Below are 26,943 nucleotides of genomic sequence, written 5' to 3' on the forward strand. Positions count from 1 at the left end.
TTTTCATGCGTACACCTTCTTTTCCGACATCGCCGTCGTTGAAAACGTCATCGATTCAATGACTAAGAGCATTGCTTTTGCTGTATCAAGCGACGTTAAGCACGGAATGCCGTTTTCGACTGCTTCGCGGCGAATGCGGAAACCGTCGCTTTCCGGCTGTTTGCCTTTCGTTAGCGTATTGATGACGACTTGCGCTTTTCCTTGCCGAATCACATCTAAAATATTGGGCGAGTCGGAATGGATTTTATTGACAACCGTCACTGGAATGTCTGCCGCTCGTAACGTTTCCGCTGTTCCGTTCGTCGCTAACAGCTGATAGCCAATCTCGTAAAAACGGCGGGCCAATTCAATCGCCTCTTCTTTATCTTTATCCGCAATCGTCAACAACACCGCACCGTGTGGACGAATATGAATGCCGGATGCAACAAGCCCTTTATATAACGCTTTTTCAAACGTTTGATCTTTTCCGATCACTTCGCCTGTCGATTTCATTTCCGGCCCGAGGGAAATATCGACATTACGCAATTTGGCAAATGAGAAAACCGGCGCTTTTACATATACCCCTTCGCTTGCTGGCTTTAACCCTGTTTCATAACCGAGATCCTTTAGCTTTGCGCCTAAAATGACTTTTGTCGCAACATTGGCCATCGGAACATCGGTAATTTTGCTTAAAAACGGAACGGTGCGGCTTGAGCGCGGATTCACTTCCAACACGTATACTTCGTTTTTGTACATGACAAACTGAATGTTTAACAACCCGACAATTCGCAATCCTCGCGCCAATTTCACCGTATAGTCGACAATTTTTTGCTGTATATCGCTCGTTAATGTTTGCGGCGGATAAACGGCAATCGAGTCCCCTGAGTGAACGCCAGCCCGCTCAATGTGCTCCATAATCCCTGGAATAAATACGGTTTCTCCGTCCGAGATCGCATCGACTTCAATTTCTTTTCCGATTAAATACCGGTCAATGAGCACCGGATGTTGCGGGTTCACTTTTACCGCATGTTCCATGTAATGCAATAGCTCTTCTTCTTTGTAGACAATTTCCATCGCACGGCCGCCGAGCACATACGATGGGCGGACGAGCACAGGATAGCCGATTTCTTCGGCGATGCGCACCGCCTCACGAACCGAAAACGCCGTTTTTCCTTTCGGTTGCGGGATGCCTAATTGCGACAACGTTTGTTCAAACTTATCACGGTTTTCCGCACGATCTAAATCTTCAAGCGATGTGCCGAGAATGCGTACGCCGCGCGCAGCCAGCTCAGCTGCTAAGTTAATCGCCGTCTGGCCGCCAAATTGCACGATGACACCAACCGGCTGTTCTAAATCAATGACGTGCATCACGTCTTCGATCGTTAACGGTTCAAAATAGAGCTTGTCAGAAATGCTAAAGTCGGTCGATACCGTTTCCGGATTGTTGTTAATAATAATCGCTTCATATCCCGCTTCTTTAATCGCCCAAACCGAGTGAACGGTCGCGTAGTCAAATTCGATTCCTTGCCCGATGCGAATCGGACCGGACCCAAGAACGACGACGCTTTCGCGGGGCGTAACGATTGATTCGTTTTCGTCTTCATACGTGCTATAGTAATATGGCGTTTCTGACTCAAACTCAGCTGCGCACGTATCGACCATCTTGTAAACAGGGACGATGCCCGCTTGTTTGCGCATTTCATACACATCGCGTTCATTCATGTTCCAAAGTTTCGCAATCGCCACATCGGAAAAGCCCATTTGTTTTGCTTTTCGCAATACATTGATATCGCCAACGTGATCGCGCACGACCGTTTCATAGCGGACGATGCGGTCGATTTTTGTTAAAAAGAAGCGGTCGATTTGACTCCATTCGTGAATTTGTTCGATAGAAATGCCGCGGCGCAATGCTTCCGTAATGTAAAACAACCGCTCATCGCCTGCTTTGCGAATGCGTTTTTCGAGTAACTCGGCGCTCACATCGCCTTTTATGTCAAGATGGTACACATTTGTTTCCAACGAGCGCACCGCTTTCAGCAACGACTCTTCAAACGTCCGGCCGATCGCCATTACCTCGCCGGTCGCTTTCATTTGCGTACCGAGATGACGGTTCGCCGATTCAAATTTATCAAACGGAAAGCGCGGAATTTTTGTCACGACATAGTCAAGCGCCGGTTCAAAGCAAGCATACGTTTTTCCTGTTACTGGATTAATCATTTCATCTAACGTAAGTCCGACCGCTATTTTTGCCGCAAGCTTAGCAATCGGGTAGCCGGTCGCCTTCGACGCTAGCGCCGATGAGCGGCTGACGCGAGGATTCACCTCAATGACGTAATAATGAAAACTATGCGGGTCAAGCGCTAGCTGCACGTTGCAACCGCCCTCAATGCCTAGCGCGCGAATAATGCGCAAAGATGCGTTGCGCAACAGTTGATATTCGCGGTCGCTTAACGTTTGGCTTGGCGCAACGACGATCGAATCGCCTGTATGAATGCCGACAGGATCGATATTTTCCATATTACATACGACGATCGCATTATCGTTTGAGTCGCGCATCACTTCGTATTCAATTTCTTTATAGCCGGCAATGCTTTTTTCTAGCAAGCATTGGTGAACAGGGCTTAATTTTAAACCGCTCGAAACAATCTCGATCAACTCTTCTTCGTTCGTACAAATGCCGCCCCCTGTGCCGCCGAGCGTAAACGCCGGACGAACGATGACCGGATAGCCGACTTTTTCCACAAACCCGTACGCTTCTTCTAAGCTATGAATAATTTCACTTTCCGGTACTGGCTCGCCTAATTCATTCATCAAGGCGCGGAACAATTCGCGGTCTTCCGCTTTTTCAATCGCTTCTAATTTCGTTCCGAGAATTTCTACTCCGCATTCTTCAAGTATGCCCGCTTTCGCCAACTCAACGGCTAAATTCAACCCCGTTTGGCCGCCAAGCGTCGGCAAAATCGCATCCGGCCGCTCTTTGCGGATAATGCGGGAAACAAACTCAAGCGTCAACGGTTCCATATAGACTTTGTCGGCAATTTCTGTATCGGTCATAATCGTCGCCGGATTGGAGTTGACTAAAATCACTTTGTATCCTTCTTCTTTCAGCGCCAGACACGCTTGCGTTCCGGCGTAGTCAAACTCGGCTGCCTGCCCGATCACAATCGGACCAGAACCGATGACAAGAATCGTTTCGATATCGTGGCGTTTAGGCATGAACGATCTCCCCTTCTTTTTTGAACTGTTCAATCATCGCCATAAATTCATCAAATAAATTGTTCGCATCTTCCGGCCCTGGCGAAGCTTCCGGATGATATTGCACCGTGAAAGCCGGATAATCGAGATGGCGAAGCCCTTCAACCGTTCCGTCGTTTAATGCAACGTGCGTCACTTCCAGACGGGTATTCGAAAGCGATTCAGCGTTGACAGTATAGCCGTGGTTTTGCGACGTAATCGCCACTTTTCCGGTCGCCAAATGTTTGACCGGGTGGTTCGAACCGCGATGGCCAAATTTCATTTTCTCCGTATCCGCACCGCAAGCGAGCGCAAACAGCTGGTGACCGAGGCAAATGCCAAAGAGCGGAACGCGCCCGAGTATCCCTTGAATCATATCAATTGCTTCCGGCACATCTTTCGGGTCGCCAGGTCCGTTCGATAACATGACGCCGTCCGGATGCAAACGTAGCACATCTTGTGCTGTCGCATTATACGGAAGAACGATTACATCACAGTTTCGTTTATTTAATTCGCGCAAAATGCCGTGCTTCATTCCAAAGTCAACCAATACGACCCGATGACCGCGGCCCGGGCTTGGATAGGCGCTTTTTGTCGAAACGCGCTTTACTTGATCACGCGGCAGCTTCGTTTCTTTTAAATAAGTAACGGCCTCTTCCACGCTTACATCCGCATCGCAAATCATTCCTTTTAACGTTCCATATTGGCGAATGATGCGTGTCAATTTACGCGTATCGACGCCTGCTAAGCCTGGAATGTTTTTTTCTTTGAAATATTCATCAAGCGTCATCTCATTTCGCCAGTTGGAAGGCACATCGCACATTTCTTTTACGACAAATCCGTGAATGTGCGGCTCAATTGATTCAAAATCGTCACGGTTAATGCCGTAGTTGCCAATTAACGGATACGTCATTGTGACAATTTGCCCGCAATAAGACGGATCGGACAAAATTTCTTGATAGCCGGTCATTCCCGTATTAAACACGACTTCCCCGATCTTTTGTTCCGTACTGCCAAACGCTTCCCCGATGAAAAATGTCCCGTCTTCTAAAATGAGTTGTCGCTTCATGATTCTCTTCCTTTCTTCCATACAAGTTTTCCGTTTACAAACGTCATCGTCGGCCACCCTTTGCACGTCCAGCCGGCAAACGGTGTATTTTTTCCTTTCGATACGAACGTAGCCGGATCAATCGTTTGTTCTGCCTGCAAATCGATAATTGTTACATCCGCTTTGGCGCCGACGGCCAATGTCCCTCGGTTCAGCTGAAACGCTTCTGCCGGCTTCTTCGTCAACCAATCAATGAGCTGCTTTAATGTGCAAATGTTCGTTTCAACGAAATGCGTGTAAAGGAGCGGGAACGCCGTTTCCAACCCGACAATGCCAAACGGTGCTAGTTCCATTCCTTCCTGTTTTTCCGCTTCTGTATGCGGCGCATGGTCGGTTGCGATAAAATCGATCGTCCCATCAAGCAACCCTTCAATCAACGCTTCTCGGTCTTCTTTGCTTCTTAGCGGCGGATTCATTTTAAAATTTGCGTCAAGCCCTAGGATGTCTTCATCGCAAAGAAGAAGATGGTGCGGCGTCACTTCGGCGGTAACGCGAATGCCGGCCCGCTTCGCCTCGCGCACGATGCGAACCGATTGTTTCGTGCTGATGTGACAGACGTGATAATGACATCCCGTCGCTTCCGCTAGCAACACATCGCGGGCGATATGAACGGATTCCGCTACAGATGGAATGCCGGAAAGTCCATATTTTTTCGCAAATGTACCGTCATGGACACATCCTTTATATGTTAGCGTTTCATCTTCGCAATGAGCGACAATCGCCATATCGAGAGCAGCTGCTTGCTTCATCGCTTCATACATCATGTGCGCGCTTTGCACTCCGACACCATCATCCGTAAACGCAAACGCGCCCGCTTCTTTTAATGCAGCAAAATCAGTTCGTTCTTTTCCGAGCTGGCGAATCGTAATCGCCGCATACGGAAGGACATTTACATGGGCGGTTTGGCGGATGCGTTCAACGAGCCAATCCATTTGTTCTTTCGTATCAGGAACAGGGCGAGTATTCGGCATCGCCGCAACTGTTGTAAAACCGCCTTTGGCCGCCGCAAGCGTCCCCGTTGCAATCGTTTCTTTATGTTCCCCTCCCGGCTCGCGCAAATGCACATGCAAATCGATAAATCCTGGCGCAAGCAGTTGACCAGCAACATCGATCACTTCATCTTCATCGTTTGCTGCGATCGTTGGGGCGATTTCAGCGATCACGTCTCCGGCGATTTTGATTTCTGTTGGCACAAGCACCCCTGCTTCATTAAGCGAGAGAGCATTTTTTAAAATAATAGCCATTGTGCATTCCCCTTTCGTCTGATTGAAGCGCCCGTTTTAAAACGGCCATGCGCACGTACACTCCATTTTCCATTTGTTTAAAAATGCGGGACCGTTCGCATTCGACAAGACTGCTCGCAATTTCGACATCACGGTTGACAGGAGCTGGGTGTAAAATGATGCTTTTCGGCTTCATCATTTGTTCCCGCGCGATCGTTAGCCCGTATTGCTCGTGATATTGCTCTTTCGTCAGCCCCATTTTTTCACCGTGCCGCTCATGCTGAATGCGAAGGAGCATTACGACATCTGCTTCGCGAACAGCCGTATCCAAATCAACGTATGTTCCATACGAATTTGTGTCGTCTTTCCATTGTTCTGGGCTAGAAAACAGTACCGTTGCCCCAAGCCTTGTCAATACTTCTGCATTCGAGCGAGCAACGCGGCTATGGCGAATATCGCCGACAATCGCAACAGTCAAGCCACGAAACGTGCCAAACTCCTGCCGGATCGTCATTAAATCCAATAGCGATTGCGTTGGATGGTGGCCGCATCCGTCCCCGGCGTTAATGATCGGAATGTGGACCGAATGACGCAACTCCTCGAAATAGCGATCTTCCGGGTGTCTGATTACAACCGTCTGAACCCCGATCGACTCAAGCGTGCGAATCGTATCATACAGCGTTTCTCCTTTTTGCACGCTCGACATATCGGCATCAAACGGAATGACATGAAGCCCCAATCTTCTTTCTGCCACTTCAAAGCTGCATTTTGTTCGCGTGCTCGGTTCAAAAAATAAGTTCGCGACAAAAGCCGGTTCTGGCATACGCCAATGCGTTCCACGCGAAAATTGTTCCGCTTCATCGAGCAATGTGAGAACTTCCTCTAACGATAATTCCGCTAATGTCAGTAAATGATTCATTTTTTCTTCCCCCTTAAAGTTAAGAAAAACTGAGGCAAAAGCCGGAAAGCAACTCAAAACTCGTTCTTATTTTATAAAAAAACACCCTGTCCAATTGACAGGGTGCTACACCGTTTTTAGGCGTAAAAAGGTGTGTAGAAAGAGACCAACGGTTGCTGGCGTTGGTTCTTTTTCTTTTTACGCGAACAGGAACACCCTTTTAAGTCTCACTGGACTTAATTAAAAGGTGACTTACGCAACATGATCATCATTTGTTTTTTCGAGTTCAAACATATTTTCGTTGACTTCCGGACGTCCCGGTAAAATCAAGTTTAAAATGACGCCGACAATCGCGGCTAATGCCATTCCTTGAATTTGAAACGTCTCCGATATTTTTAATATCGCACCGCCAATGCCGATGACGAGAATGACGGACGAGATAACCAAGTTTCGCTTATCGCCGAAATCGACTTTGCTATCGACAAGCATGCGCAAGCCGGAAGAAGCGATAATTCCAAACAGAAGGATCGATACTCCGCCCATCACCGGCGTCGGAATCGAGCCGATCAACGCAGTAATTTTTCCAATGAATCCGAACACAATCGCAAGCACGGCCGCTCCGGCTAATACGTATACGCTATAGACGCGCGTAATCGCGAGCACGCCGATATTTTCACCGTACGTCGTTTTTGGCGGTCCACCGATCAATGCAGAAATCATCGTCGCTGTACCGTCGCCTAAAATGGAGCGATGCAAGCCTGGATTTTTAATGTAGTCACGTCCGACGACTTTGCTTAAGACAAGCTGGTGGCCGATATGCTCCGACAGTGTGACAATCGCAACTGGCACCATAAGCAGGACAATTTGTCCGGTAATATGAATTGGATAATCGATGCCTGGCAATAAGAAATCTGGCATTTCAAACAGCTTTGCTTTCGCTACTTTCGATAAATCGACAACACCGATGATTAGTGCATATACATACCCGACGATAATTCCTGCTAAGACAGGAACTAAGCTGAACAAGCCGCGCGAGAAAATGGAACATACAATCGTCGCTGCAAGCGTCACAAGCGCCACTGAAAAATACGTGAGGTTATACTTGCCATCTGGTCCGTTCATCGCCATACCGACAGCGACATTCGCAAGCCCTAAACCGATGACGATAATGACCGGCCCGACGACAACAGGCGGCAACAAATTCATAATCCAGCGATAGCCTGCTTTTTTAATGATGAGAGCCACAACGCCGTACACAAGCCCCGCCAAGAAGCTGCCAATCATCGCCGCGCCAGGGCCTCCGGCTGCTTTTGCTGCGATAATCGGCGAGATAAATGCAAACGAAGAGCCGAGATACGCAGGCACTTGCCATTTTGTAATAATTAAAAAGGCAAGCGTTCCAAGGCCGCTCGAAATGAGCGCCATCGCTGGACTTAATCCGACAAGATATGGAACTAAAATCGTCGCCCCGAACATCGCAAATAAATGTTGTAAGCTTAATGTTAGCCATTGCAACGGTGAAGGTACGTCTTTAATATCTAATACTGGTTTATTCATCATCTTTCTCCCCTTTTCCATAATAAAAACCCTCTTGGCGCAAGGCACAAAGAGGGTATGACAAAATCGCCCCCCTTTGTCAGCCTCGCAGGACTGCCTTTAAAAAGGGTGTTCATTTATTTTTTCATGAATGCTTACTTGATCCAATCCGTCTACTTCTTGCAATTCGACAACGATCATTTCCGCGCTTGACGTCGGAATATTTTTGCCGACAAAGTCCGCGCGAATCGGTAGTTCGCGGTGGCCACGATCGACTAACACGGCCAGCTGAATTTGCGCCGGACGGCCGAAATCTATGATCGCATCCATTGCCGCTCGCACCGTTCGTCCTGTAAACAATACATCATCGACTAACACGACTTTTTTATTAGTCACATCAAACGGGATATTGGAACCTTTCACAAGCGGTTCTTTATCGCTTGTTTTTGTCGTCAAATCATCGCGGTAGAGCGTAATATCGAGCTCCCCAACCGGGATCGCCGCACCTTCAATTTGTTCAATCCGTTCCGCTAGCCGTTTGGCTAAATAAATGCCACGCGTTTTAATGCCGACAAGCACACAGCCGTCAATCCCTTTATTCCGCTCGATAATTTCGTGGGCGATGCGCGTCAAGGCGCGGCGAACCGCCTGTTCGTCCATCACGACTGCTTTTTGCACTTCTTTCACCCCCATGCAAAAAACCCTCTCACCGATTGGCGAGAGGGTAGAATTGGGCATATTTCACCTGTATCCGCCACCTTCTCAGCCTCACGGGACTGAATTTAAAGGTTCTTTTCACTTGAATTCATTGTATGTTGCATGAAGCTGTTTGTCAACGATTATTTCTCAACGTATACAGCAGCTGTTCAAACTCCGGCGGCAGCGGGGCTTCAAACTCCAAATACTCCCCCGTGCGCGGATGGGTAAACCCTAGCACGCCGGCATGCAGCGCTTGTCCATCGATCAGCAACGTCTTTTTCGGGCCATACTTCGGATCCCCAGCAAGCGGATAACCGATATATTTCATATGGACGCGAATTTGATGCGTCCGCCCTGTTTCTAATTGGCATTCAATAAACGTAAAATTCGAAAACCGTTCGAGCACGCGGAAATGTGTCACCGCTTCTTTCCCGTCTTCGACAACCGCCATACTTTGGCGGTCATGTTTGTCGCGTCCGATCGGGGCATCGATCGTTCCGTAATCATGCGGAATAACGCCGTGGACAATCGCCTTATATTTGCGCGTCACCGTTTTGTTCACTAATTGGTTGACGAGCGACTCATGCGCCATATCGTTTTTCGCGACCATCAACAAGCCGGACGTATCTTTATCGATGCGGTGTACAATCCCCGGCCGAAGCACGTCGTTAATGCCTGATAAATCTTTGCAATGGGCAAGCAAACCGTTCACCAACGTGCCGCGCATATGTCCAGGCGCAGGATGGACCACCATCCCGCGCGGTTTATTCACAACAAGCACATCGGCATCTTCGTAATAAATATCTAAATCCATTTCTTCCGGCTCAACGTCAAGCGGCTCCGGTTCCGGTAAAGCAATGACCACCTCATCGCCGACAGAACATTTATAGTTGGCTTTTACCGTTTTGCCGTTCACCATCACAAGCCCGTCTTTGATCCATTGCTGAACTTGCGAGCGCGACCATTCTTCATTCAACGCAGAAATGACTTTATCAATTCGTTCACGATCATACTCTTCCTCAATATGAAATTTTACTACGTCCATATTATTGATTCCCCTTTTCCTTCGCACCAGTCACAAATGTGTGTAAAAAAACGAGCGCCACACCAATAGATAAGGCGGAATCAGCGATATTAAAAATCGGGAAATCGTATGTAAAAATATACGTATGAATAAAATCGACAACTTCTTTTCGAACGAGCCGGTCAATAAAATTCCCGATCGCTCCACCGAGCATAAAGCCGAGCGCAATGCCAAATAACCGCTCTTCGCGGGGCAGGCGCTGAATATAAATTACTAAGCCGATAACAACAATGATCGTAATGAGATAAAATAGCCAAAACTGTCCTTGCAAAATTCCCCATGCCGCCCCGCGATTGCGATGGGAAGTAATATATAGCACGTTCGGAATGATCGTAATGCTTTCGCCAATCTTCATATTCGTTACAACTAACCATTTTGTAAACTGATCGATCGCAATCACCACGAGCGCAATTAAATAATAAAACACGCGATTCCCTCCAACTCAACATATGTACTTAATGAATTGTAGCACAATCGTAAACAGATAGACAATGATGAGCGCTTTTTTGCCGTAATCCTCGAGCGACCTCATTGCCCCATAGCGCTTCATGTACAATCCAAAAAAAACGAGCCCGCCATCATCAGGCGAGCCCTGTTTTTAGGCCATATAATGCTCTTTCACAATGTGAGCACAGCGCGGGCATAATGTTGGATGCTCTTTATCTTGGCCGACTTCTGGCGTCACAACCCAGCATCGTTCGCACGTTTCGCCTTCTGCTTGGCGAACGACAATCGCCATGCTTGCAAATTTTTGCGCCTCTTCAGGTGCGACTGCATAATCTCCGGCAACTTCGAAACCAGACACAATAAAGAGCTGTTTCAAACTTTCCTCGATCGAATCGAGAAGCTGTTTCGTTTCTTTCGTCGGATACACAGTTAAATGCGCTGTCAACGATTTGCCGATTACTTTTTCGTTCCGCGCCACTTCAAGCGCTTTTAATACATCATCGCGCACGTTCATGAACGCATCCCATTTTGCAAGCAGCTGATCTGCTTCTTCGATTTCCATCGCTTCCGGCATATCGACAAGCTGAACGCTTTCCTCTTTCTCTTTTCGATTCGGAATATGGCTCCATACTTCATCCGCTGTGTGTGGTAAAATTGGCGCAATCAGCTTCGTTAACGCCACAAGCGTTTCGTATAACACCGTTTGAATCGAACGGCGTTCTTGATGATCCGGCGCTTCAATGTAAAGAATGTCTTTAGCAAAATCTAAATAAAAGGCACTCAAATCAACGGTGCAGAAATTGTTCACATCATGATAAATCGCTGCAAAATCGTATATTTCATACGAACGTTTCACTTTTTCAATCAAACGGTTTAATTTCACTAGCATGTAGCGGTCCACTTCGCGCAACTCCGCCAACGGAACAGCGTTTGTTTCCGGGTTAAAATCAAACAAGTTGCCAAGCAAGAAGCGGAACGTATTGCGAATTTTGCGGTACACTTCGGCGACTTGTTTCAAAATGCTGTCAGAGATGCGCACATCCGCTTGATAATCGACAGAAGCGACCCAAAGCCGCAAAATATCCGCACCTAACTGTTCCATCACTTTCGCTGGCACAACGACGTTTCCGAGCGATTTGCTCATTTTCCGCCCTTCGCCGTCGAGAACAAATCCGTGGCTGAGCACTCCCTTATATGGCGCTTTCCCTGTCACAGCGACTGCCGTAGAAAGCGAAGAGTTAAACCAGCCGCGGTATTGGTCGGAACCTTCGAGATAAAGATCAGCAGGGCGCTGCAAATCGTCCCGTTCTTCAAGCACGGCTTGATGCGAAGAACCGGAGTCAAACCATACGTCCATAATATCGGTTTCTTTCGTAAAATGACCGTTTGGACTTCCTGGATGTGTAAATCCTTCCGGCAATAAATCTTTTGCTTCCCGCTCAAACCACACGTTAGAGCCGTATTGTCTAAATAAGTTCGATACGTGTTCAATCGTTTCATCTGTAATAATCGGCTCACCGTTTTCCGCATAAAAGACGGGAATCGGCACACCCCACGCGCGCTGACGGGAAATACACCAGTCGCCGCGGTCACGAATCATATTGTAAAGGCGAGTTTCTCCCCAAGCAGGCACCCATTTCGTTTCGTGCACCGCTTTTAATAATTCGTCGCGAATTTTATCAATCGATGCAAACCATTGCGAAGTCGCTCGGAAAATCGTCGGTTGTTTCGTGCGCCAATCGTGCGGGTACGAGTGCGTAATAAAGCTTAGCTTTAATAAAGCGCCGACTTCGTTCAATTTTTCCGTAATTGCTTTGTTCGCTTCATCATAAAAAAGCCCTGCAAATCCGAGCGCTTCTTCCGTCATATATCCGCGCTCGTCGACCGGACAAAGCACCCCTAAACCGTATTTTTGCCCAACGATGAAGTCATCTTCCCCGTGTCCTGGCGCAGTATGAACGCATCCTGTACCTGCGTCTGTCGTGACATGCTCTCCGCACACGACGAGCGAATCGCGATCGTAAAACGGATGCTTCGCCACAACGTACTCCAACTCTTTTCCTTTCAACGTTTTAACAACCGTTGTTTCTTCCCAACCGATTTCTTTTTTCACCGACTCAAGCAATGCTGAAGCAACTACATATTTTGCTTGACCGACTTGAACGACGCTATATTCCAAATCAGGATGAACCGCGATCCCTAAGTTCGCCGGAATCGTCCAAGGAGTCGTCGTCCAAATGACGACTTTTTCATCGCCGTCAAGCACACCTTTTCCGTCTTTCACCGGAAACGCTACATAGATAGACGGGGAACGTTTATCTTTATATTCAATCTCCGCTTCCGCCAACGCGGATTCGCTTGACGGAGACCAGTAGACAGGCTTCAATCCTTTATAAATCAAGCCCTTTTTCGCCATTTCGCCAAACACTTTAATTTGCTGTGCTTCATATTCCGGCTTTAGCGTAATGTACGGATTGTTCCAGTCACCGCGCACGCCGAGCCGCTTAAACTGCTGGCGCTGACTGTCAATTTGTTCATAGGCATACTCCTCACAAAGTTTGCGGAACTCCGCCACGCTCATTTCTTTGCGGTTTACGCCTTTATTTTTCGTGAGCGCCGTTTCAATCGGCAAACCGTGCGTATCCCAACCCGGAACATACGGTGCACAATAGCCGCTCATCGATTTATAGCGGACGATAAAGTCTTTTAAAATTTTGTTGAGCGCATGCCCCATATGAATATCGCCGTTCGCATACGGAGGACCGTCATGCAATACAAACAATGGACGGCCTTTCGTACGCTCTTGCACTTTTCGATAAATGTCCATCTCTTCCCATTTTGCTTGAATTTGCGGTTCACGCTGCGGAAGATTTCCGCGCATTGGAAAATCTGTTTGTGGCATTAATAACGTGTCTTTATAGTCCATTCCTCATTCCTCCAAATTTTTTATCAACATAAAAAACCGTCCTCTCCCAAAAAGGGACGAGAACGGTCTCGCGGTACCACCCTTATTGACTATCCAAATAGTCCACTCTGCATTCGTAACGGGAATGACGCGCCATTGCCTACTTTTGTTCAGCATGGAACTCCAGGGTGATGTTCACTCTTTCGCTTATGCCGAGCTTCCACCATCCTCGGCTCGCTATCATAAGCATGTGAAAGAGCTACTGTCCCTTTCATCGTCAATTTATATGTCCATTTTACCTGTTATTAAGTCATGAATAATGTTCAACATATAAAAGACATGAAAAATTGTTATGAAACATTATCGCTAAGCAATATTCCGCTTAACCGGATATAGCTCTACACCTTCTACTCCATTCGCAAACGCGTTTGGATATACTTCTTTCATGATCTGTATTTTGTATTAAAATGAACATTTATTTTGATTATATGCGAAACGGGCAAAATTCGTCAAGATTGGCTCATTTCTTCCTTTTCATCTTCATCGATTTCAATGTCTTTGACTTCATATTCCATTAAATGATCCCAGTCGTCGTTGTTCAGCATTTCAAGCTGCGCTTCTACGAGCATGCGGAAGCGGGTGCGGAACACTTTCGACTGCCGTTTTAACTCTTCGATTTCAAGCGCGATTTTCCGCGATTTAGCGAGCGCTTCGCTAATGATGCGATCCGCATTTTTCTCCGCCTCTTTAATGATGAGTTTTGCCTCTTTTTGTGCGTTTCGTTTAACTTCTTCCGCTGTTTCTTGAGCGATTAAAATCGATTTATTTAATGTTTCTTCAATATTCGTAAAATAATTAAGCTTTTCCGTCAATTCCGCTACTTTTTCTTCAAGCTGTTTTTTTTCGCGAATAACCATTTCATAATCTTTAATCACTTGATCTAAAAATTCATTGACTTCATCTTCATCATAGCCGCGAAATCCTTTGCTGAATTCTTTATTATGAATATCTAATGGCGTTAAAGGCACGAATGCCACCTCCGTCTGCATAATTCCTTTTTATTATCATTCGACATATTTCTGTGAATCCCTGCAACGATTCGATTATTTTTGCGTTCCAACTTGAATGCGCCATCGATCTTTTTTTGTTTTTCCATCGATCGCGATCATTTTCAAACGGCCTAGCCCGCGCGCAGAAAGCACATCCCCTTCTTTGCATTCTAAATGCGCTTGTTCGACAACTTTCCAATTCACTTTGACAAGGCCGTTTTCGATGAGCGACTGTGCGTTTTGCCGCGATACGCCAAACACTTGCGATAAGACCGCATCAAGCCTTAACGATGAAACGGTGACCGTCGCTTCCTTCCATTGTTCTTCAAGGACGATTATTTCGGTCAACGGCTTTTCTTCCAGTGAAATTTTTGTTTTTCCCACAGCGTGAAAGTGAAGGCGAGTGTAATCAGCGATTTCTTTTGCCACTATAAACTGAACACCTTCATCTTTTATTAAAATATCGCCGAACTTTCCGCGTTTTAAGCCGAGCGACATAAGCGAGCCTAATACTTGTCGGTGTTCAAGTGAGACAAATTTGCTCGGATAACGAACAGAAAAAAGCGTAAGAGCAAAATCTTCTTGTTCCGGTTGAAAATACGATGGATATAAAAGTGCCCTTTTACGTTCGACGAACGAAGCGCCGCCGAAAAATGAAAGATTCACTTCTTCATCGTTCCCGATCACAAGCCGAACGATTTCTTGTTCACGAGGATCAAGAAAATCGGTGAGCTTCGGACAATATTGCGCTTTGACAAACTCCCGCCATTGAAGCACTTGGTCAATAAAATGATGTTCTTCTTTGCGAAAATGTTGATATAGATTCATAGCCATTACCATTACACCTTCTCGTAAAGAAGGGAACCCTTGTGCCGGATTCCCTACACTAATTCAACATGTTAAATAGCGCGTATAATCCCCTCGTCGCAAAGTTGAGCACAAATAGAGCCACAATTGGTGAAACGTCAATCATGCCAAGCGGTGGAATGAAGCGGCGAAACGGCTCTAAATACGGCTCGCAAATCGCCGCTAACAGCTGGCCGATTTTCGTATCTCGCGCATTCGGAAACCATGACATTAAAATATACACGATCAACGCATAAGAATATATATCAATAATCGTTGTTAAAAACGTAAGCAAGCTATACATATGTTACCACCTTTTCATTGATGTCTCGTCTTCGGAAACAACTGAAATCGAACCAGTGACATCGACATTATCAGGAGTGCACAAGAAAATTCTCGTACCAACTTGTTGAATGTCTCCGCCAATTGCATAAACCGTGCCGCTTAAAAAATCGACGATGCGTTTCGCCTGATCATGTTGAATTCGCTGCAAATTCACGACGACGGCGCGGCGGTTTTTTAAATGGTCGGCGATTTCTTGCGCCTCCGCATAAGCTCTTGGTTCAATAAGCACCACTTTCGACGATTTTTGCACGCTTTGCAAACTGACGACATTTTGCTTTGCCGTCCCTTTTCCTGCCGATAGAGGAGAAGGTTCCTGCTCCTCCTCTTCTCCATATTCGTCTTCATATTCTTCATAATCTTCCTCTAAAAAATAATCTTTAAACTTTTTGATGAGTCCCATATTTCTACACCTCCTATCATTCATTTCCAACAAGCGATGTTCCTAGCCGAATAAACGTTGCTCCTTCTTCGATTGCAATGACGTAATCGTTCGACATTCCCATCGATAATTCAGTGCACGGAGCGTTCGGAATATGTAATGCTTGTACATGTTGCTGCAATGTTTTCAATTGCCGAAAACATTGCCGAAGGAACGCTTCATCATCCGTATATGGTGCCATTGTCATCAGCCCCACCACTTCAATTTTTGAAAAATCACGTAACTGTTCAATAAACGGAATCACTTCATCTTTCGACAAGCCATGTTTCGTTTCTTCTCCTGAAACGTTCACTTGCACAAAACATTTGATTCGTTTTGCTGCCCGCTTCTCGATTTCATGTGCGAGCGACAGACGGTCAAGCGAGTGAATATAATCGACTTTATCAATGACATTTTTCACTTTGCGCGACTGCAACGTTCCAATAAAATGCCATATCGCTTCTCGCCCTATTGCTTCATATTTTTGCAACAGCCCATCATCGCGATTTTCTCCTAAATCTGTAATTCCCGCAGCTAGTGCTTCTTTTGCCCGTTCGATACTTACGTATTTCGTTACCGCAATGATACGAATGCCAGCAGGATCACGGCCAACTCGTTTGCATGCTGCTTCGATGTTGTCACGAATAATCGCTAAATGATCGCGAACGGACATGTCACTCCTCCTTCCTGCCGATAAACGCCATCATTCTTCCAGTTCGGCCGTTGTCGCGGCGATGCGAGAAAAACACATTTGCCGCACAGCTCGTGCAATAATTTGACACTTTAATGTGTTGTTCGCGCACTCCTTCTTTTATAAGTAATAGCCGATTCAGCTCTTTTAAATCAAGAGCATATTGTCCTACGCTTATTTCACGATAAGGAAGCACTTCTTTTGCCCCTAACACTTTTTCCGCCGCATCGACGACGCGGTCATCGACAATATAACAACAAAAACCAATCGATGGACCGATCGCGACAACAATATCCTCAAGCGGAATATGTTCCCGTTCATGCCAAAGCCGAACCATTTCCCCCGCGATGTTTTTGGCCGTTCCTTTCCATCCCGCATGAGCAATGCCAATCATTCCATGTTTAGGAGCAGCAAAATAAAGAGGCACGCAATCTGCAAAACATAACGCTAATAAAAGTCCTGTTTCATTCGTATATAATCCGTCCGTATGAGCAATCGCCGTATTGAGATGCCATACCCCTTTTCCCGCATCGCGTTTCGTTACTTTTTCAATACGTGAATCATGTGTTTGCTCACAACAAACCCAGCTTTCAAGCGGAAACTGCAATAATTGCGCTAATTTCTGACGATTGCGCTCGACAAACGGTTCGGCATCGCCGACGTGCAAGCCGAGATTAAACGTCGCAAACGGCGATTCGCTAAAGCCTCCGTGTTTCGTTGTAAAGCCGGCGGCCACATTCGGCCAGTCTGTTAACATTAGCAGCTCCTCGCCAACTGGATGAAAAATTTCCGACATCCTCGTCATCCTCTTTGTAGATTTTTATCACTTTTTTTCCTATTTTATCATAGATTGCTTACAGATGATAATTATTATTTATTCACTTTCATTTAAACGAACTAAAATGACATCAGTTCCGATTTTTACGATGTTGCGCCACGGTATGACCGTTTCTTCTTCACGGCCAAAAAGCCCGAGCACTTTTCCTGCTCCTAAAATAATAAGCGATTCAATTTGTCCTGTCTGCAAATTGATATCAATGTCACCAATATTCCCTAATTTTTTTCCGTTTGCTACATTTACCACATCTTTCGTTTGAAATTCGGAAATTTTAATCATCGCAAGTCCTCCCGCTTTTATCATCTTCTAATTCACTATATGACATGTTCGCCGTGACCTTTCCGAAAAAAAAGAGTTGCTCGCGATAGAACAACTCTTCATACTTGAATATTTTTATTCATTTGGCGAATAGCCGCTTTTTCTAAACGCGACACTTGCGCTTGCGAGATGCCGATTTCTTCGGCCACTTCCATTTGCGTTTTTCCTTGAAAAAAACGTTTGCGAATAATCATTTTTTCTCGTTCATTCAAGCGGCGCAACCCTTCTTTTAAAGCGATTTCTTCAATCCATTGACTGTCACGGTTTTTTTCATCGCTTAATTGGTCCATCACATAAATCGGGTCTCCTCCATCGTTATAAATCGGTTCAAATAACGAAATCGGATCTTGAATCGCATCAAGCGCAAACACGACCTCTTCGTGCGGCACGCCAAGTACGTTCGCGATTTCTTCAGCGGTCGGCTCTTTCGCCGTTTCCCCCATTAATTTTTCACGCACTTGTAACGCTTTGTAAGCAATGTCACGCAATGAACGTGACACACGGATTGGGTTGTTGTCGCGCAAATAGCGACGAATTTCACCGATAATCATTGGTACAGCATACGTGGAAAATCTAACGTTCTGGCTTAAATCAAAATTATCAATCGATTTCATAAGTCCGATACAACCGACTTGAAACAAGTCATCGACAAATTCTCCGCGGTTATTAAAACGTTGAATGACGCTTAACACAAGGCGCAAGTTCCCATTTACAAGCTTTTCCCTCGCTTCTAAATCTCCTTCATGCATTCGCTTAAACAGTTCTCGCATTTCCTCGTTTTTTAATACTGGAAGCTTTGATGTATCCACACCGCAAATTTCTACTTTGTTTCTTGTCAAGTCTTTCCCTCCCATCAGGAGATGCTGTCAATGTTCAGTATCTCCTCAGGGAGGAAAAATATGCACATATCCAATGCATGAAAAAAGGGACAGTGCGCCCCTCATTACATCATTTTGTTAAATTCTTTACGCAATCGTTTAATAATCCGCTTCTCTAGACGTGATATGTACGATTGCGATATCCCAAGCAAATCGGCTACATCCTTTTGTGTTTTTTCTTCCCCGCCGGAAAGGCCAAAGCGAAGTTCCATAATTTGTTTTTCACGATCGCTTAATTGCCGAAGTGCATTCAGCAAAAGGTGGCGATCGACATCTGCTTCTAAGTCTTTCGTAATAACATCATCTTCTGTACCGAGCACATCTGACAGCAGCAGCTCATTTCCATCCCAGTCGATATTAAGCGGTTCATCGAACGATACTTCTGATCGCACTTTATTATTGCGCCGCAAGTACATTAATATTTCATTTTCAATACAGCGGGAAGCGTAAGTCGCTAACTTAATCTTTTTGTCAGGATTAAACGTATTGACGGCTTTAATAAGCCCAATTGTGCCGATGCTAATTAAATCTTCAATGTTGATGCCGGTGTTTTCAAATTTCCGCGCAATGTAAACGACAAGGCGCAAATTTCTCTCAATCAACATCGAACGGGCCGTTTCATCTCCTAACGGAAGCTTTTGCAGCAACATCTCTTCTTCTTCTTTTGTAAGCGGCGGCGGCAATGCTTCGCTCCCGCCGATATAATAAATTTCATCGGTCTTGATCCCTAGCTTCATTAACAGCTTATGCCATAAATAAATGAGGCGAAGCTTCCACACTTTCACGAAAATCCCCCTTCTAATTTAGTTAAAAATGCGTATGATATAGTAACAAACTTATGAAGCACTTATCCGTTTTCCTGTCTGGATCATTTTCGGATGTATAATACATTGATACTCTCCATCTGTTGATAAGCTCATTTCATTCAATCCAACGAGCCCTTTTGATACGTTGAGCCACTGCGCTTCATAACAAATCATCATTCGGTCTGGTTTTACCGCTAGTAAAAACCGCTGTTCTTTGCCGATGACACGATAAGGAATGAGGCGCAATCGATGTGACCATTTTCCAATCTGTTCATCATATAAAGAGGTTAAACCGTTCTGTAATTTCATAATTTCGAACAATGAGGGCGGCAAAACATCTTTCATTTCATCTGCGCTAACGATCATGACAGGAGTTTTAGTTATCGGATCATAAAGTTGATTGCCGCTATCGATGAGTCCTTTTAACGAAATAGACACCCCATCAAACGCAAGCATCACGTCTACAATGCTATCAAAGCGTATTTTTTTCTCACGAATGCCATCGATCCGTTTTCGCGAAAATAACCATAAGATCGGAAAGCCGATTAAGACGAATAGCCAGCTGACAGGATCTCCTGTTCCAAATGAGTATGTCGTAAGCGTTCCTTTTGTCATTTGTATTTCGTTTTGTAAAAAGTAGTGAACGGCTATCAATCCCCCTCCGACCATAAAGGTAGCAAAATAAAAAGTAAATAAATTCTCCAAAAAATAGCGAAAACGTTTAAATCCAAATGAAATGAAAACGATAAGAATCGAAAAAAGCAGTTTGATAAACGGCTGCTGAACATATAACGAAAACGGAGTAAACATGAGTAGCACCATCAAAGAACCTATTAAAGCTCCTGCGGCCATCCTCCACCATATGATATTCCTTTTTAACATAACCGCCGTCAACCAAAGCAATAATCCATCAAAGCAAAAATTTAGCAGCCAGATGACATCTAAATACACCGTCAATCCAATAGCCTCCTTTTTATAAGGAACAGAGCCAAGCAATTTCTGAAAATAGTATATAGTACATCTTATTGGAAAGTCTGTCAATTTATGATGGTGAAAAAACGAATTTTTTGTCAAAGAAAAGCGAATAAAAAAAGAGCACGAATCACAATGATCCATGCTCTTTTGCTTACAATCACATTATCGCACCGCTTCGCTTTATTGTCTACAGCATCTAGCCTCTTGAGCCGCTTCGATCCTGCTGTGGCGGTCAAAGCATCCTCGCAGACCCCTGTAGCGCCTGTCAAAGGAGCTAAGCAACATTTCGCCGCTAACCTTAGGCGCGAGCCACCTCCGCTTTTCTTGTTACCTACGGCGGTTACGGTTGCGCAAGAAAGCCGGGATATCAAGCGGATCTTCCGCTTGCGAAGAACGGAATGAGTTATTATAATCTTGCGCTTGTTCTTCGCGTTTTTCGCGTTTGACGCCAGCGCTTGGCTTCGGTGTCGTTCCGAATCCAGTACGAAGCGGACGAGACGATTGCGCTTCGCTTTCATTAAACCCAGTTGCAATGACTGTCACGACAATTTCATCTTTTAAGTTTTCATTAATGACAGAGCCAAAAATCATATTTACATCTTGGTCAGAAGCGGACGCAACAATATCTGCAGCTTCTTGCACTTCGTATAAACTTAAGTTCATGCCGCCAGTGATGTTCATTAATACCCCTTGCGCCCCGTCAATCGATGTTTCTAACAATGGGCTAGAAATCGCTTTTTTCGCAGCCTCTGCCGCACGGTTTTCACCGCTGGCAATCCCGATACCCATGAGCGCTGAACCTTTGTTCGACATGATCGTTTTCACATCGGCAAAGTCAAGGTTGATTAGTCCTGGAACGGCAATTAAGTCGGAAATGCCCTGTACCCCTTGGCGAAGCACGTTATCTGCTTCGCGGAACGCTTCGAGCATTGGCGTATTTTTATCAACGATTTCGAGCAAACGGTCATTTGGAATAACGATGAGCGTATCAACGGCTTCCTTCATCGCCGCAATCCCGTTGGCCGCCTGCATCGCCCGCTTCCGCCCCTCAAATGTGAACGGACGTGTAACGACACCAACTGTCAACGCGCCTAAATCGCGCGCGATTTGTGCAATAACCGGCGCTGCTCCTGTGCCTGTTCCACCACCCATTCCTGCCGTTACGAACACCATATCAGCGCCTTTCAACGCTTCTTCAATTTGTTCTTTGCTTTCTTCCGCCGCTTTTTTCCCAACTTCTGGGTTTGCCCCCGCTCCTAATCCGCGCGTTAATTTCGCACCAATTTGCAATTTAACTGGAGCTTTTGATAAATTTAAAGCTTGTGCATCGGTGTTGACCGCAATAAATTCTACACCTTGTACGCCATGTTCAATCATTCGATTTACAGCATTGTTTCCGCCGCCGCCAACACCGATGACTTTAATCGTTGCTAACTGATCAACAGTAGTGTCAAACTCCAACATGACAAAATCCTCCCAATAATTCGATCTCGATCCTGAAAATAGTAAAACCGTAAAATGTGTAAATTAAAAGTATTCGACAAAATAATTTTCATCCTTCCGACTGATGATGCATTTTTGTATCACGAGGGGGGCTATTCGAAGAAATAACCGAAAAACTTTTTTACTTTTTGTCCTAAGTTTTCTTCTTTTCCTTTTGGTTTCGCTTTAGACGATTGCTGTTTTGGCAGCCGCTTTTCCGACGATTCAGCTACTGCAGCTGCCACAGGAGTCCCCCGGCCTTGCAATTTCGCGTGTCGGTAAGCAAATTTAATCAGCCCTACCCCTGTTGTATATTGCGGGTCGCGGACGCCGATATAATCAGGAATAGCAACGCGAACATTATTCCCTAGCACCACTTGAGCTAGTTCCAAAATTCCTGGCATGTTCGCCACTCCTCCTGTTAAAACGTATCCGCCCGGCAAATCACGGAATCCTAATTTACGAATTTCTTGATACACCAATTGAAAAATTTCTTCAAGCCTTGCTTCAATAATATCAGCAACCTCAAGCTGAGTAAACTGTTGATGCTGATCTGTGCCGATGATCGGAACACTGAAGATTTCTTCTTCTGAAGCAAGGTCATAAAAAGCATGGCCATGTTTCAGCTTAATTTTTTCAGCATCTTCCGTAGACGTTCTTAATCCAATCGATATGTCTTTTGTAATATGATCGCCGCCGACTGGGAGAACGGATGCCGCTTGAAGAAATCCTTGTTCAAAAACAGCAACAGTCGTAGACCCGCCGCCGATATCGACTAAAGCGACACCCAAATTTTTTTCATCTTTCGATAAAGCAAGCGAACCAGCTGCAAGTGGCTGCAAGCAAATATCGCTAATTTCCAATCCTGCTCGCTCGACACAGCGAAGCAAATTATGTAAAACTGTTTTTGCTCCTGTAATCATCGTTCCTTCCATCTCTAAGCGCACTCCGAGCATTCCGCGCGGATCGCTAATGCCATCAAGGCCATCAACAATAAACTGCCTCGGAATGACCCCGATAATTTCGCGATCAGGTGGAATCGACACGACTTGAGCGGAATCGATGACGCGCGCCACATCTTCATCCGTAATCTCGCGATTTTCGCTTGAAACAGCGACAATGCCATGGCAATCTTGCAATTGTATATGGTTTCCATTCACACCAACAACAACACGATGAATCGTTAAACCAATCATTCTTTCTGCTTGGTCAATCGCTCGCTTAATCGACTGAACCGTTTCATCTATATCAACAATGGAACCCTTTTTCAGACCTTCGGATTTCACATTGCCAACGCCAATAATGTTCAATGATTCATTCAGCATTTCCCCAATAATCACCTTAACACTGGATGTACCGATGTCAAGACTAACAACGATTTCATTGCTGTTCATTCTTTGGCACCCCCTTTAACAAACTAACGTATCGATGGATCGAACAGCGACAAACAAGTTTTTATTCATATATTCAACATGGTAAGAATCATTCCTTTTTATTTGCATCAACTTTTTATGACTTTTGCCGTTTCTCCATCCATTTAGCAAGCCAAATTCGGCGAATGACAGCGATGTTTTGAAACAATCGCACTCCGAAAGCAAACACGGCTGCTAAATACAAGTCTACACCAAGATGAACACCGAGAAAAGCTAAACTTGCAGCTAAAATGATATTAAAAAAAAATCCGGTTAGAAAGACGTTTTCATCATACACATTTTGCAAATGAGCACGAATTCCACCGATTAGCGTATCAAATGCCGCCAATACCGCAATCGATAAATAGCTTGAGTATTCATCAGGAATGCGCCAATCCGTTAACAGTCCTAATATAACGCCAATAATGAAGCCGATAAACGGAAGCCACACGTTATGATTCCTCCTTTTCGGCTTTTACTGCTTCCATGTAGCGGATTTGCCATTCTCTGTAATATTTTGGAATAACAATCGCAGACATCGGTTCGGAAACAGTGAGTTGCAAGTTTTCAATGACAAAATCGTCATAAATCGTCGACACTTTTAATCGATTATATAATGTTGTGACATCGTCCGAAATGACTTTCACCTGTATCGGCAACGAGGAAATTTTCGCGTTTCCTACCTGTGTCACACCGTTCACATCGCGAATCGCTGTTGTGTTGGTGATCCGTTCGTTTGCGATGGCGATTTCTTTTGCATCATACATGTTCAGCTCGTTTATAAACCGCTTTAATAATTCAGGAGAAACGGTATACGCAATTGGACCTACATAATTTTCCGGATAAAACGGTGCGATCGTCAAGATCAATCCGGCGCCTCGTATTTCTGTTAATCCCGCTTCTTTTTTTAACTCATCAACAGTTTCTTGCAACGCCGTTTGTTGATCAGCAAGATGGTTTTGTTCATAATTTTGTATCTTTTCATCATTGCGGCGAATTTCTAACAAAAGTTGCTGCTCTAGCTCTTGCTCTTGTTTTAAATCTTGACGCAGCTCCCAAATATCGCGCGTATCGCGCACGATCGGCCGCTTAGTTGTTTGAAACTGAACAGCGAGCATAAACCCGATAATCGCTGCAATCAGTGTGAAATGAAGGATTGTTTTTCGTTTCAACGCGATCACCAAACTTTCCATCTCTAATCATGATTCGTACGAAAAATCGGCTCTAATACGATCTCTTCTTTGCTCGCAATTTTAACAACAACATGGTCATTCACTAATTGATCTTTCACACCTCCGGCGATATTGAGTGCTGAAGTAAGCACGTTGGGGTCGCCGATCGCTGAAATAACAAACGGGGCAGCGTGCTGCACACCATCAACTTCGATCACAGGCCCGTTGCAAACAATATAAGATCGGTGCGATATTCGCTGGCCGTTGATCGCAATCGCCTCCGCTCCAGAGATCAACAATTCATGCACGACTGCAAACACGTGCTGCTCATGAACGATGTAGTTTGTCGCATTTTGTTCGTTCGGAATATAAGAAGCATCCGCTAGCGTCACTTCGACTCCTTTTCCCTTTACTTTCACTTTTCCAACGTACATGCGCAATTGTTCTGCCTCTTTTACTAGATCGACATACGCTGCTTTTTTGTTTGCTAACGATGTTTCGATTTGTCTCACTTTTTCTTGTTTTTTCATGAGCTCTTCCTTTAACTTTCGGTTTTCTTTTTGCGCATGAATGAGCATTTGCCTATATTCATACTCTTTTTGCCACTGCCGATCCGTGATGTTTCGCTTTGTCGCTTGATCTTTTGTGTATTGATAGGAAAAGGAAAGCATAAATCCTAACACAAGACAAACAAAGGAAAGGATGACATCGTTACCTCGTATTTTTTTCATTGCCATCTCCCTTTTTTTCTTCGTCATAAGCTTTAAAGTAGTTGCTTACCTCTAAATGAATGACGCCTTTTACGTTCGGATTCAGCTGCTTTACAATCGCTGGATATAACAACATTTTTTCAGCAAAGTTTTGCACGTTAGCACTCACTTCAAATCCATCATTCATGTAGACTGTAATATGATATCGATCGTATTTTGTCGGTGCATAATGAATTTCGGAAATAGCATTCAATATGTACGGAGGCAGTTGCGCCAGTTGTCCTGCCATTTCTTGAATGTCTTCTCCTTTTTTCCAATTAACTAAAATCGGCGCGTCACTTAACGCCGTTTTCGGCTTATTTTCCGTTAAAATTTGACCGTTTTCAAGGAGCGGAAAAAATGTTTGTTTATGCTCAATGTAAGCGATTCTTCTTCGCTCTTTTACGTATAGTACAATTGTATTCAGAAACTGCTTTTTCAGCTTCGCCTGCTTGATTTCTGGATGTGACTCGATCGCCCGTTCGACCTGCTCTGCTTTTACTTTCCAAAAGCTTGTCCGATTTGTTAAACCGCTTAATTCGATGATCCGTCCGGCCGAAACATGCTGGTTTCCTTTTACTTCAATATGCTGAATGTTGCTTAACGGTGATTGAAAATAAATGATGGATAAAATAAGCATAAAAAAGAAAGCAATATAAGCCGTTAATCGGCGATTCACTTTTTGTCTTCGCCGCTGTTTCAGCTTCGGAACACGTTCTTCTAAAACAACAACTTTTTCTTTTTCCAACTCGCTCACCGCTTTCCGACACCTACAAACAATAAAACAAACGGCATTTTTTCATGCCGTTACATTTTTTGAACAAATCTACTTTTATTATAACACAATATCGGAAAAGAAGGCGGCCTAATTTTTAGGACTTTCGACCAATAATTTCTACTTCTGTTTCCAGTTCAATTCCATATAATCGTTGAATCGTCCCTTTGACATAGGTAATTAAATCTAAAACATCTTGAGATTTTGCATTTCCAATATTAACAATAAAATTCGCATGCTGTTCAGAAATTTTCGCACCGCCGATCGCATACCCTTTTAATCCTGCTTCTTCAATTAGCTTTCCGGCGTAATTTGGCAGCGGATTGCGAAAAATGCTACCCGCGCAAGGATAGTTCCACGGTTGCGTATCGCGGCGATAATCTTTATTTTTTTGCATCGCGGTTACAATTTCCTCACGTTTCCCTTTTTTCAACTGCAAAACAGCGGCGATGCAAACACCCGGACGTTTCTTTTGTAAAATCGACGTTCGATAAGCAAACTCCATTTCTTCATTTGTCAGCCACTCAATCGTTCCATCCGGAAATAAAATTTGCGCTTTTTTCAAAACATGTGACATATCTGACCCGTGCGCCCCCGCATTCATATAGACGGCTCCACCAACCGAACCTGGAATTCCTCCAGCAAACTCTAACCCTGATAATCCTTGTTTGCTAGTAAGTGTCGCTAGTTTAATGAGAGAATAGCCGCCGCCAACCGTTACTTCCTCATCGTTAATGAGCAGGTCATCGAGCCCCTCACCAAGCTTAATGACGACTCCTTCGATTCCTTCATCGGACACAAGCAAGTTCGATCCGCGGCCAATCGCCCGCCAATTCATTTGATGTTTTTGAATAATAGCCATTACTTTTTGTAAGCTTTCGATGCTATTTGGTTCGACAAACACATCCGCAGGCCCGCCAATTTTGATCGTTGTATGATGAGCAAGTGGTTCATTTTCTTTCACTTTCCCGACGTTTGCTTCTAATAGTTCTTTTACTAATGTTTGCATGCACATCCTCCCCTTTCCTGCATCTCTTGTTGCCTTTACTATTATCGTATGATTTTTTCTCGCCAAC

Annotated in this window: 26 protein-coding genes and 1 other annotated feature; all 26 genes read right to left on the bottom strand. The window is 44.8% G+C overall.

Annotated features, from left to right (window positions below; all coding sequences use genetic code 11):
- Nucleotides 1-3 precede the first annotated feature (3 nt).
- The gene (gene carB, locus HNQ34_RS04075; protein WP_183251826.1) at nt 4-3,195 is read right to left on the bottom strand and encodes a carbamoyl-phosphate synthase large subunit; all 3,192 of its coding nucleotides are present in this window, start codon (nt 3,193-3,195) and stop codon (nt 4-6) included.
- A complete protein-coding gene (locus HNQ34_RS04080) occupies nt 3,188-4,282 on the bottom strand; it encodes a carbamoyl phosphate synthase small subunit (RefSeq protein WP_183251828.1) in 1,095 nt (364 codons plus the stop codon). Before HNQ34_RS04080 ends, carB begins: the two co-directional genes overlap by 8 nt.
- Nucleotides 4,279-5,565, bottom strand: coding sequence for a dihydroorotase (locus HNQ34_RS04085; protein WP_183251830.1), 1,287 nt, complete (start codon nt 5,563-5,565; stop codon nt 4,279-4,281). The genes HNQ34_RS04080 and HNQ34_RS04085 overlap by 4 nt, the downstream gene beginning before the upstream one ends.
- Nucleotides 5,531-6,463, bottom strand: a complete 933-nt coding sequence (locus HNQ34_RS04090) for an aspartate carbamoyltransferase catalytic subunit (protein ID WP_183251832.1) — start codon at nt 6,461-6,463, stop codon at nt 5,531-5,533. The genes HNQ34_RS04085 and HNQ34_RS04090 overlap by 35 nt, the downstream gene beginning before the upstream one ends.
- A 231-nt stretch (nt 6,464-6,694) precedes the next feature.
- Nucleotides 6,695-7,999, bottom strand: coding sequence for a solute carrier family 23 protein (locus tag HNQ34_RS04095; RefSeq protein WP_281375895.1), 1,305 nt, complete (start codon nt 7,997-7,999; stop codon nt 6,695-6,697).
- 99 nt (nt 8,000-8,098) lie between these two features.
- Nucleotides 8,099-8,656 (bottom strand): bifunctional pyr operon transcriptional regulator/uracil phosphoribosyltransferase PyrR, encoded by a 558-nt coding sequence (pyrR, locus tag HNQ34_RS04100; protein WP_183252217.1) that lies wholly within the window; start codon nt 8,654-8,656, stop codon nt 8,099-8,101.
- Between the two features lie 154 nt (nt 8,657-8,810).
- Nucleotides 8,811-9,722 carry an RluA family pseudouridine synthase gene (locus HNQ34_RS04105; RefSeq protein ID WP_183251836.1) on the bottom strand — a complete coding sequence of 304 codons (912 nt, stop codon included), beginning with the start codon at nt 9,720-9,722 and terminating at the stop codon, nt 8,811-8,813.
- A 1-nt stretch (nt 9,723) separates the two neighbouring features.
- The gene (lspA, locus tag HNQ34_RS04110) at nt 9,724-10,188 is read right to left on the bottom strand and encodes a signal peptidase II (RefSeq protein ID WP_183251838.1); all 465 of its coding nucleotides are present in this window, start codon (nt 10,186-10,188) and stop codon (nt 9,724-9,726) included.
- Nucleotides 10,189-10,359: 171 nt separating this feature from the next.
- A complete protein-coding gene (gene ileS, locus HNQ34_RS04115; RefSeq protein WP_183251840.1) occupies nt 10,360-13,134 on the bottom strand; it encodes an isoleucine--tRNA ligase in 2,775 nt (924 codons plus the stop codon).
- A 49-nt stretch (nt 13,135-13,183) separates the two neighbouring features.
- Nucleotides 13,184-13,397 (bottom strand) — a binding site (T-box leader).
- 225 nt (nt 13,398-13,622) lie between these two features.
- On the bottom strand, nt 13,623-14,141 hold the full coding sequence (locus HNQ34_RS04120) for a DivIVA domain-containing protein (RefSeq protein ID WP_183251842.1): 519 nt from the start codon (nt 14,139-14,141) through the stop codon (nt 13,623-13,625).
- 75 nt (nt 14,142-14,216) lie between these two features.
- Entirely contained in the window at nt 14,217-14,990 is a 774-nt protein-coding gene (locus tag HNQ34_RS04125) for a YlmH family RNA-binding protein (protein WP_183252219.1), read from the bottom strand.
- 58 nt (nt 14,991-15,048) lie between these two features.
- Complete coding sequence (locus HNQ34_RS04130) at nt 15,049-15,312, bottom strand: YggT family protein (protein WP_183251844.1); 264 nt, start codon at nt 15,310-15,312, stop codon at nt 15,049-15,051.
- Between the two features lie 3 nt (nt 15,313-15,315).
- A complete protein-coding gene (locus tag HNQ34_RS04135) occupies nt 15,316-15,753 on the bottom strand; it encodes a cell division protein SepF (RefSeq protein WP_183251847.1) in 438 nt (145 codons plus the stop codon).
- Nucleotides 15,754-15,769: 16 nt separating this feature from the next.
- On the bottom strand, nt 15,770-16,444 hold the full coding sequence (locus HNQ34_RS04140) for a YggS family pyridoxal phosphate-dependent enzyme (RefSeq protein ID WP_183251849.1): 675 nt from the start codon (nt 16,442-16,444) through the stop codon (nt 15,770-15,772).
- A gap of 1 nt (nt 16,445) precedes the next feature.
- On the bottom strand, nt 16,446-17,258 hold the full coding sequence (pgeF, locus tag HNQ34_RS04145) for a peptidoglycan editing factor PgeF (protein ID WP_183251851.1): 813 nt from the start codon (nt 17,256-17,258) through the stop codon (nt 16,446-16,448).
- A gap of 78 nt (nt 17,259-17,336) precedes the next feature.
- Entirely contained in the window at nt 17,337-17,579 is a 243-nt protein-coding gene (locus HNQ34_RS04150; RefSeq protein ID WP_183251853.1) for a YlmC/YmxH family sporulation protein, read from the bottom strand.
- Nucleotides 17,580-17,677: 98 nt separating this feature from the next.
- A complete protein-coding gene (gene sigG, locus HNQ34_RS04155; RefSeq protein WP_183251855.1) occupies nt 17,678-18,457 on the bottom strand; it encodes an RNA polymerase sporulation sigma factor SigG in 780 nt (259 codons plus the stop codon).
- Nucleotides 18,458-18,561: 104 nt separating this feature from the next.
- Nucleotides 18,562-19,281 (bottom strand): RNA polymerase sporulation sigma factor SigE, encoded by a 720-nt coding sequence (sigE, locus tag HNQ34_RS04160; protein ID WP_183251857.1) that lies wholly within the window; start codon nt 19,279-19,281, stop codon nt 18,562-18,564.
- A 51-nt stretch (nt 19,282-19,332) separates the two neighbouring features.
- Nucleotides 19,333-20,259, bottom strand: coding sequence for a sigma-E processing peptidase SpoIIGA (gene spoIIGA, locus HNQ34_RS04165; RefSeq protein ID WP_183251859.1), 927 nt, complete (start codon nt 20,257-20,259; stop codon nt 19,333-19,335).
- Between the two features lie 345 nt (nt 20,260-20,604).
- Nucleotides 20,605-21,741 (bottom strand): cell division protein FtsZ, encoded by a 1,137-nt coding sequence (gene ftsZ / locus HNQ34_RS04170; RefSeq protein ID WP_183251862.1) that lies wholly within the window; start codon nt 21,739-21,741, stop codon nt 20,605-20,607.
- A gap of 131 nt (nt 21,742-21,872) precedes the next feature.
- Nucleotides 21,873-23,153 (bottom strand): cell division protein FtsA, encoded by a 1,281-nt coding sequence (gene ftsA / locus HNQ34_RS04175; protein WP_183251864.1) that lies wholly within the window; start codon nt 23,151-23,153, stop codon nt 21,873-21,875.
- A 115-nt stretch (nt 23,154-23,268) separates the two neighbouring features.
- Entirely contained in the window at nt 23,269-23,622 is a 354-nt protein-coding gene (locus HNQ34_RS04180; protein ID WP_183251866.1) for a small basic family protein, read from the bottom strand.
- A 1-nt stretch (nt 23,623) separates the two neighbouring features.
- Nucleotides 23,624-24,343, bottom strand: a complete 720-nt coding sequence (locus HNQ34_RS04185) for a DUF881 domain-containing protein (protein WP_246363803.1) — start codon at nt 24,341-24,343, stop codon at nt 23,624-23,626.
- A gap of 23 nt (nt 24,344-24,366) precedes the next feature.
- Nucleotides 24,367-25,074 (bottom strand): DUF881 domain-containing protein, encoded by a 708-nt coding sequence (locus HNQ34_RS04190; RefSeq protein WP_183251871.1) that lies wholly within the window; start codon nt 25,072-25,074, stop codon nt 24,367-24,369.
- Nucleotides 25,055-25,840: a cell division protein FtsQ/DivIB gene (locus HNQ34_RS04195; protein WP_183252220.1), complete on the bottom strand. Its 786-nt coding sequence runs from the start codon at nt 25,838-25,840 to the stop codon at nt 25,055-25,057. Before HNQ34_RS04195 ends, HNQ34_RS04190 begins: the two co-directional genes overlap by 20 nt.
- A 124-nt stretch (nt 25,841-25,964) precedes the next feature.
- Nucleotides 25,965-26,876, bottom strand: a complete 912-nt coding sequence (gene murB / locus HNQ34_RS04200; RefSeq protein ID WP_183251873.1) for a UDP-N-acetylmuramate dehydrogenase — start codon at nt 26,874-26,876, stop codon at nt 25,965-25,967.
- Between the last annotated feature and the right edge of the window lie 67 nt (nt 26,877-26,943).

Source organism: Anoxybacteroides tepidamans (assembly GCF_014201465.1).
Taxonomy (GTDB): Bacteria; Bacillota; Bacilli; order Bacillales; family Anoxybacillaceae; genus Anoxybacteroides; species Anoxybacteroides tepidamans.

What these genes read in the sequence shown, in the direction of transcription:
- carB (WP_183251826.1), bottom strand. Translation starts at nt 3,195, where the DNA reads ATGCCTAAACGCCACGATATCGAAACGATTCTTGTCATCGGTTCTGGT.
- HNQ34_RS04080 (WP_183251828.1), bottom strand. Translation starts at nt 4,282, where the DNA reads ATGAAGCGACAACTCATTTTAGAAGACGGGACATTTTTCATCGGGGAA.
- HNQ34_RS04085 (WP_183251830.1), bottom strand. Translation starts at nt 5,565, where the DNA reads ATGGCTATTATTTTAAAAAATGCTCTCTCGCTTAATGAAGCAGGGGTG.
- HNQ34_RS04090 (WP_183251832.1), bottom strand. Translation starts at nt 6,463, where the DNA reads ATGAATCATTTACTGACATTAGCGGAATTATCGTTAGAGGAAGTTCTC.
- HNQ34_RS04095 (WP_281375895.1), bottom strand. Translation starts at nt 7,999, where the DNA reads ATGAATAAACCAGTATTAGATATTAAAGACGTACCTTCACCGTTGCAA.
- HNQ34_RS04105 (WP_183251836.1), bottom strand. Translation starts at nt 9,722, where the DNA reads ATGGACGTAGTAAAATTTCATATTGAGGAAGAGTATGATCGTGAACGA.
- ileS (WP_183251840.1), bottom strand. Translation starts at nt 13,134, where the DNA reads ATGGACTATAAAGACACGTTATTAATGCCACAAACAGATTTTCCAATG.
- HNQ34_RS04125 (WP_183252219.1), bottom strand. Translation starts at nt 14,990, where the DNA reads ATGAATCTATATCAACATTTTCGCAAAGAAGAACATCATTTTATTGAC.
- HNQ34_RS04130 (WP_183251844.1), bottom strand. Translation starts at nt 15,312, where the DNA reads ATGTATAGCTTGCTTACGTTTTTAACAACGATTATTGATATATATTCT.
- HNQ34_RS04135 (WP_183251847.1), bottom strand. Translation starts at nt 15,753, where the DNA reads ATGGGACTCATCAAAAAGTTTAAAGATTATTTTTTAGAGGAAGATTAT.
- HNQ34_RS04140 (WP_183251849.1), bottom strand. Translation starts at nt 16,444, where the DNA reads ATGTCCGTTCGCGATCATTTAGCGATTATTCGTGACAACATCGAAGCA.
- pgeF (WP_183251851.1), bottom strand. Translation starts at nt 17,258, where the DNA reads ATGTCGGAAATTTTTCATCCAGTTGGCGAGGAGCTGCTAATGTTAACA.
- HNQ34_RS04150 (WP_183251853.1), bottom strand. Translation starts at nt 17,579, where the DNA reads ATGATTAAAATTTCCGAATTTCAAACGAAAGATGTGGTAAATGTAGCA.
- ftsZ (WP_183251862.1), bottom strand. Translation starts at nt 21,741, where the DNA reads ATGTTGGAGTTTGACACTACTGTTGATCAGTTAGCAACGATTAAAGTC.
- ftsA (WP_183251864.1), bottom strand. Translation starts at nt 23,153, where the DNA reads ATGAACAGCAATGAAATCGTTGTTAGTCTTGACATCGGTACATCCAGT.
- HNQ34_RS04190 (WP_183251871.1), bottom strand. Translation starts at nt 25,074, where the DNA reads ATGAAAAAAATACGAGGTAACGATGTCATCCTTTCCTTTGTTTGTCTT.
- murB (WP_183251873.1), bottom strand. Translation starts at nt 26,876, where the DNA reads ATGCAAACATTAGTAAAAGAACTATTAGAAGCAAACGTCGGGAAAGTG.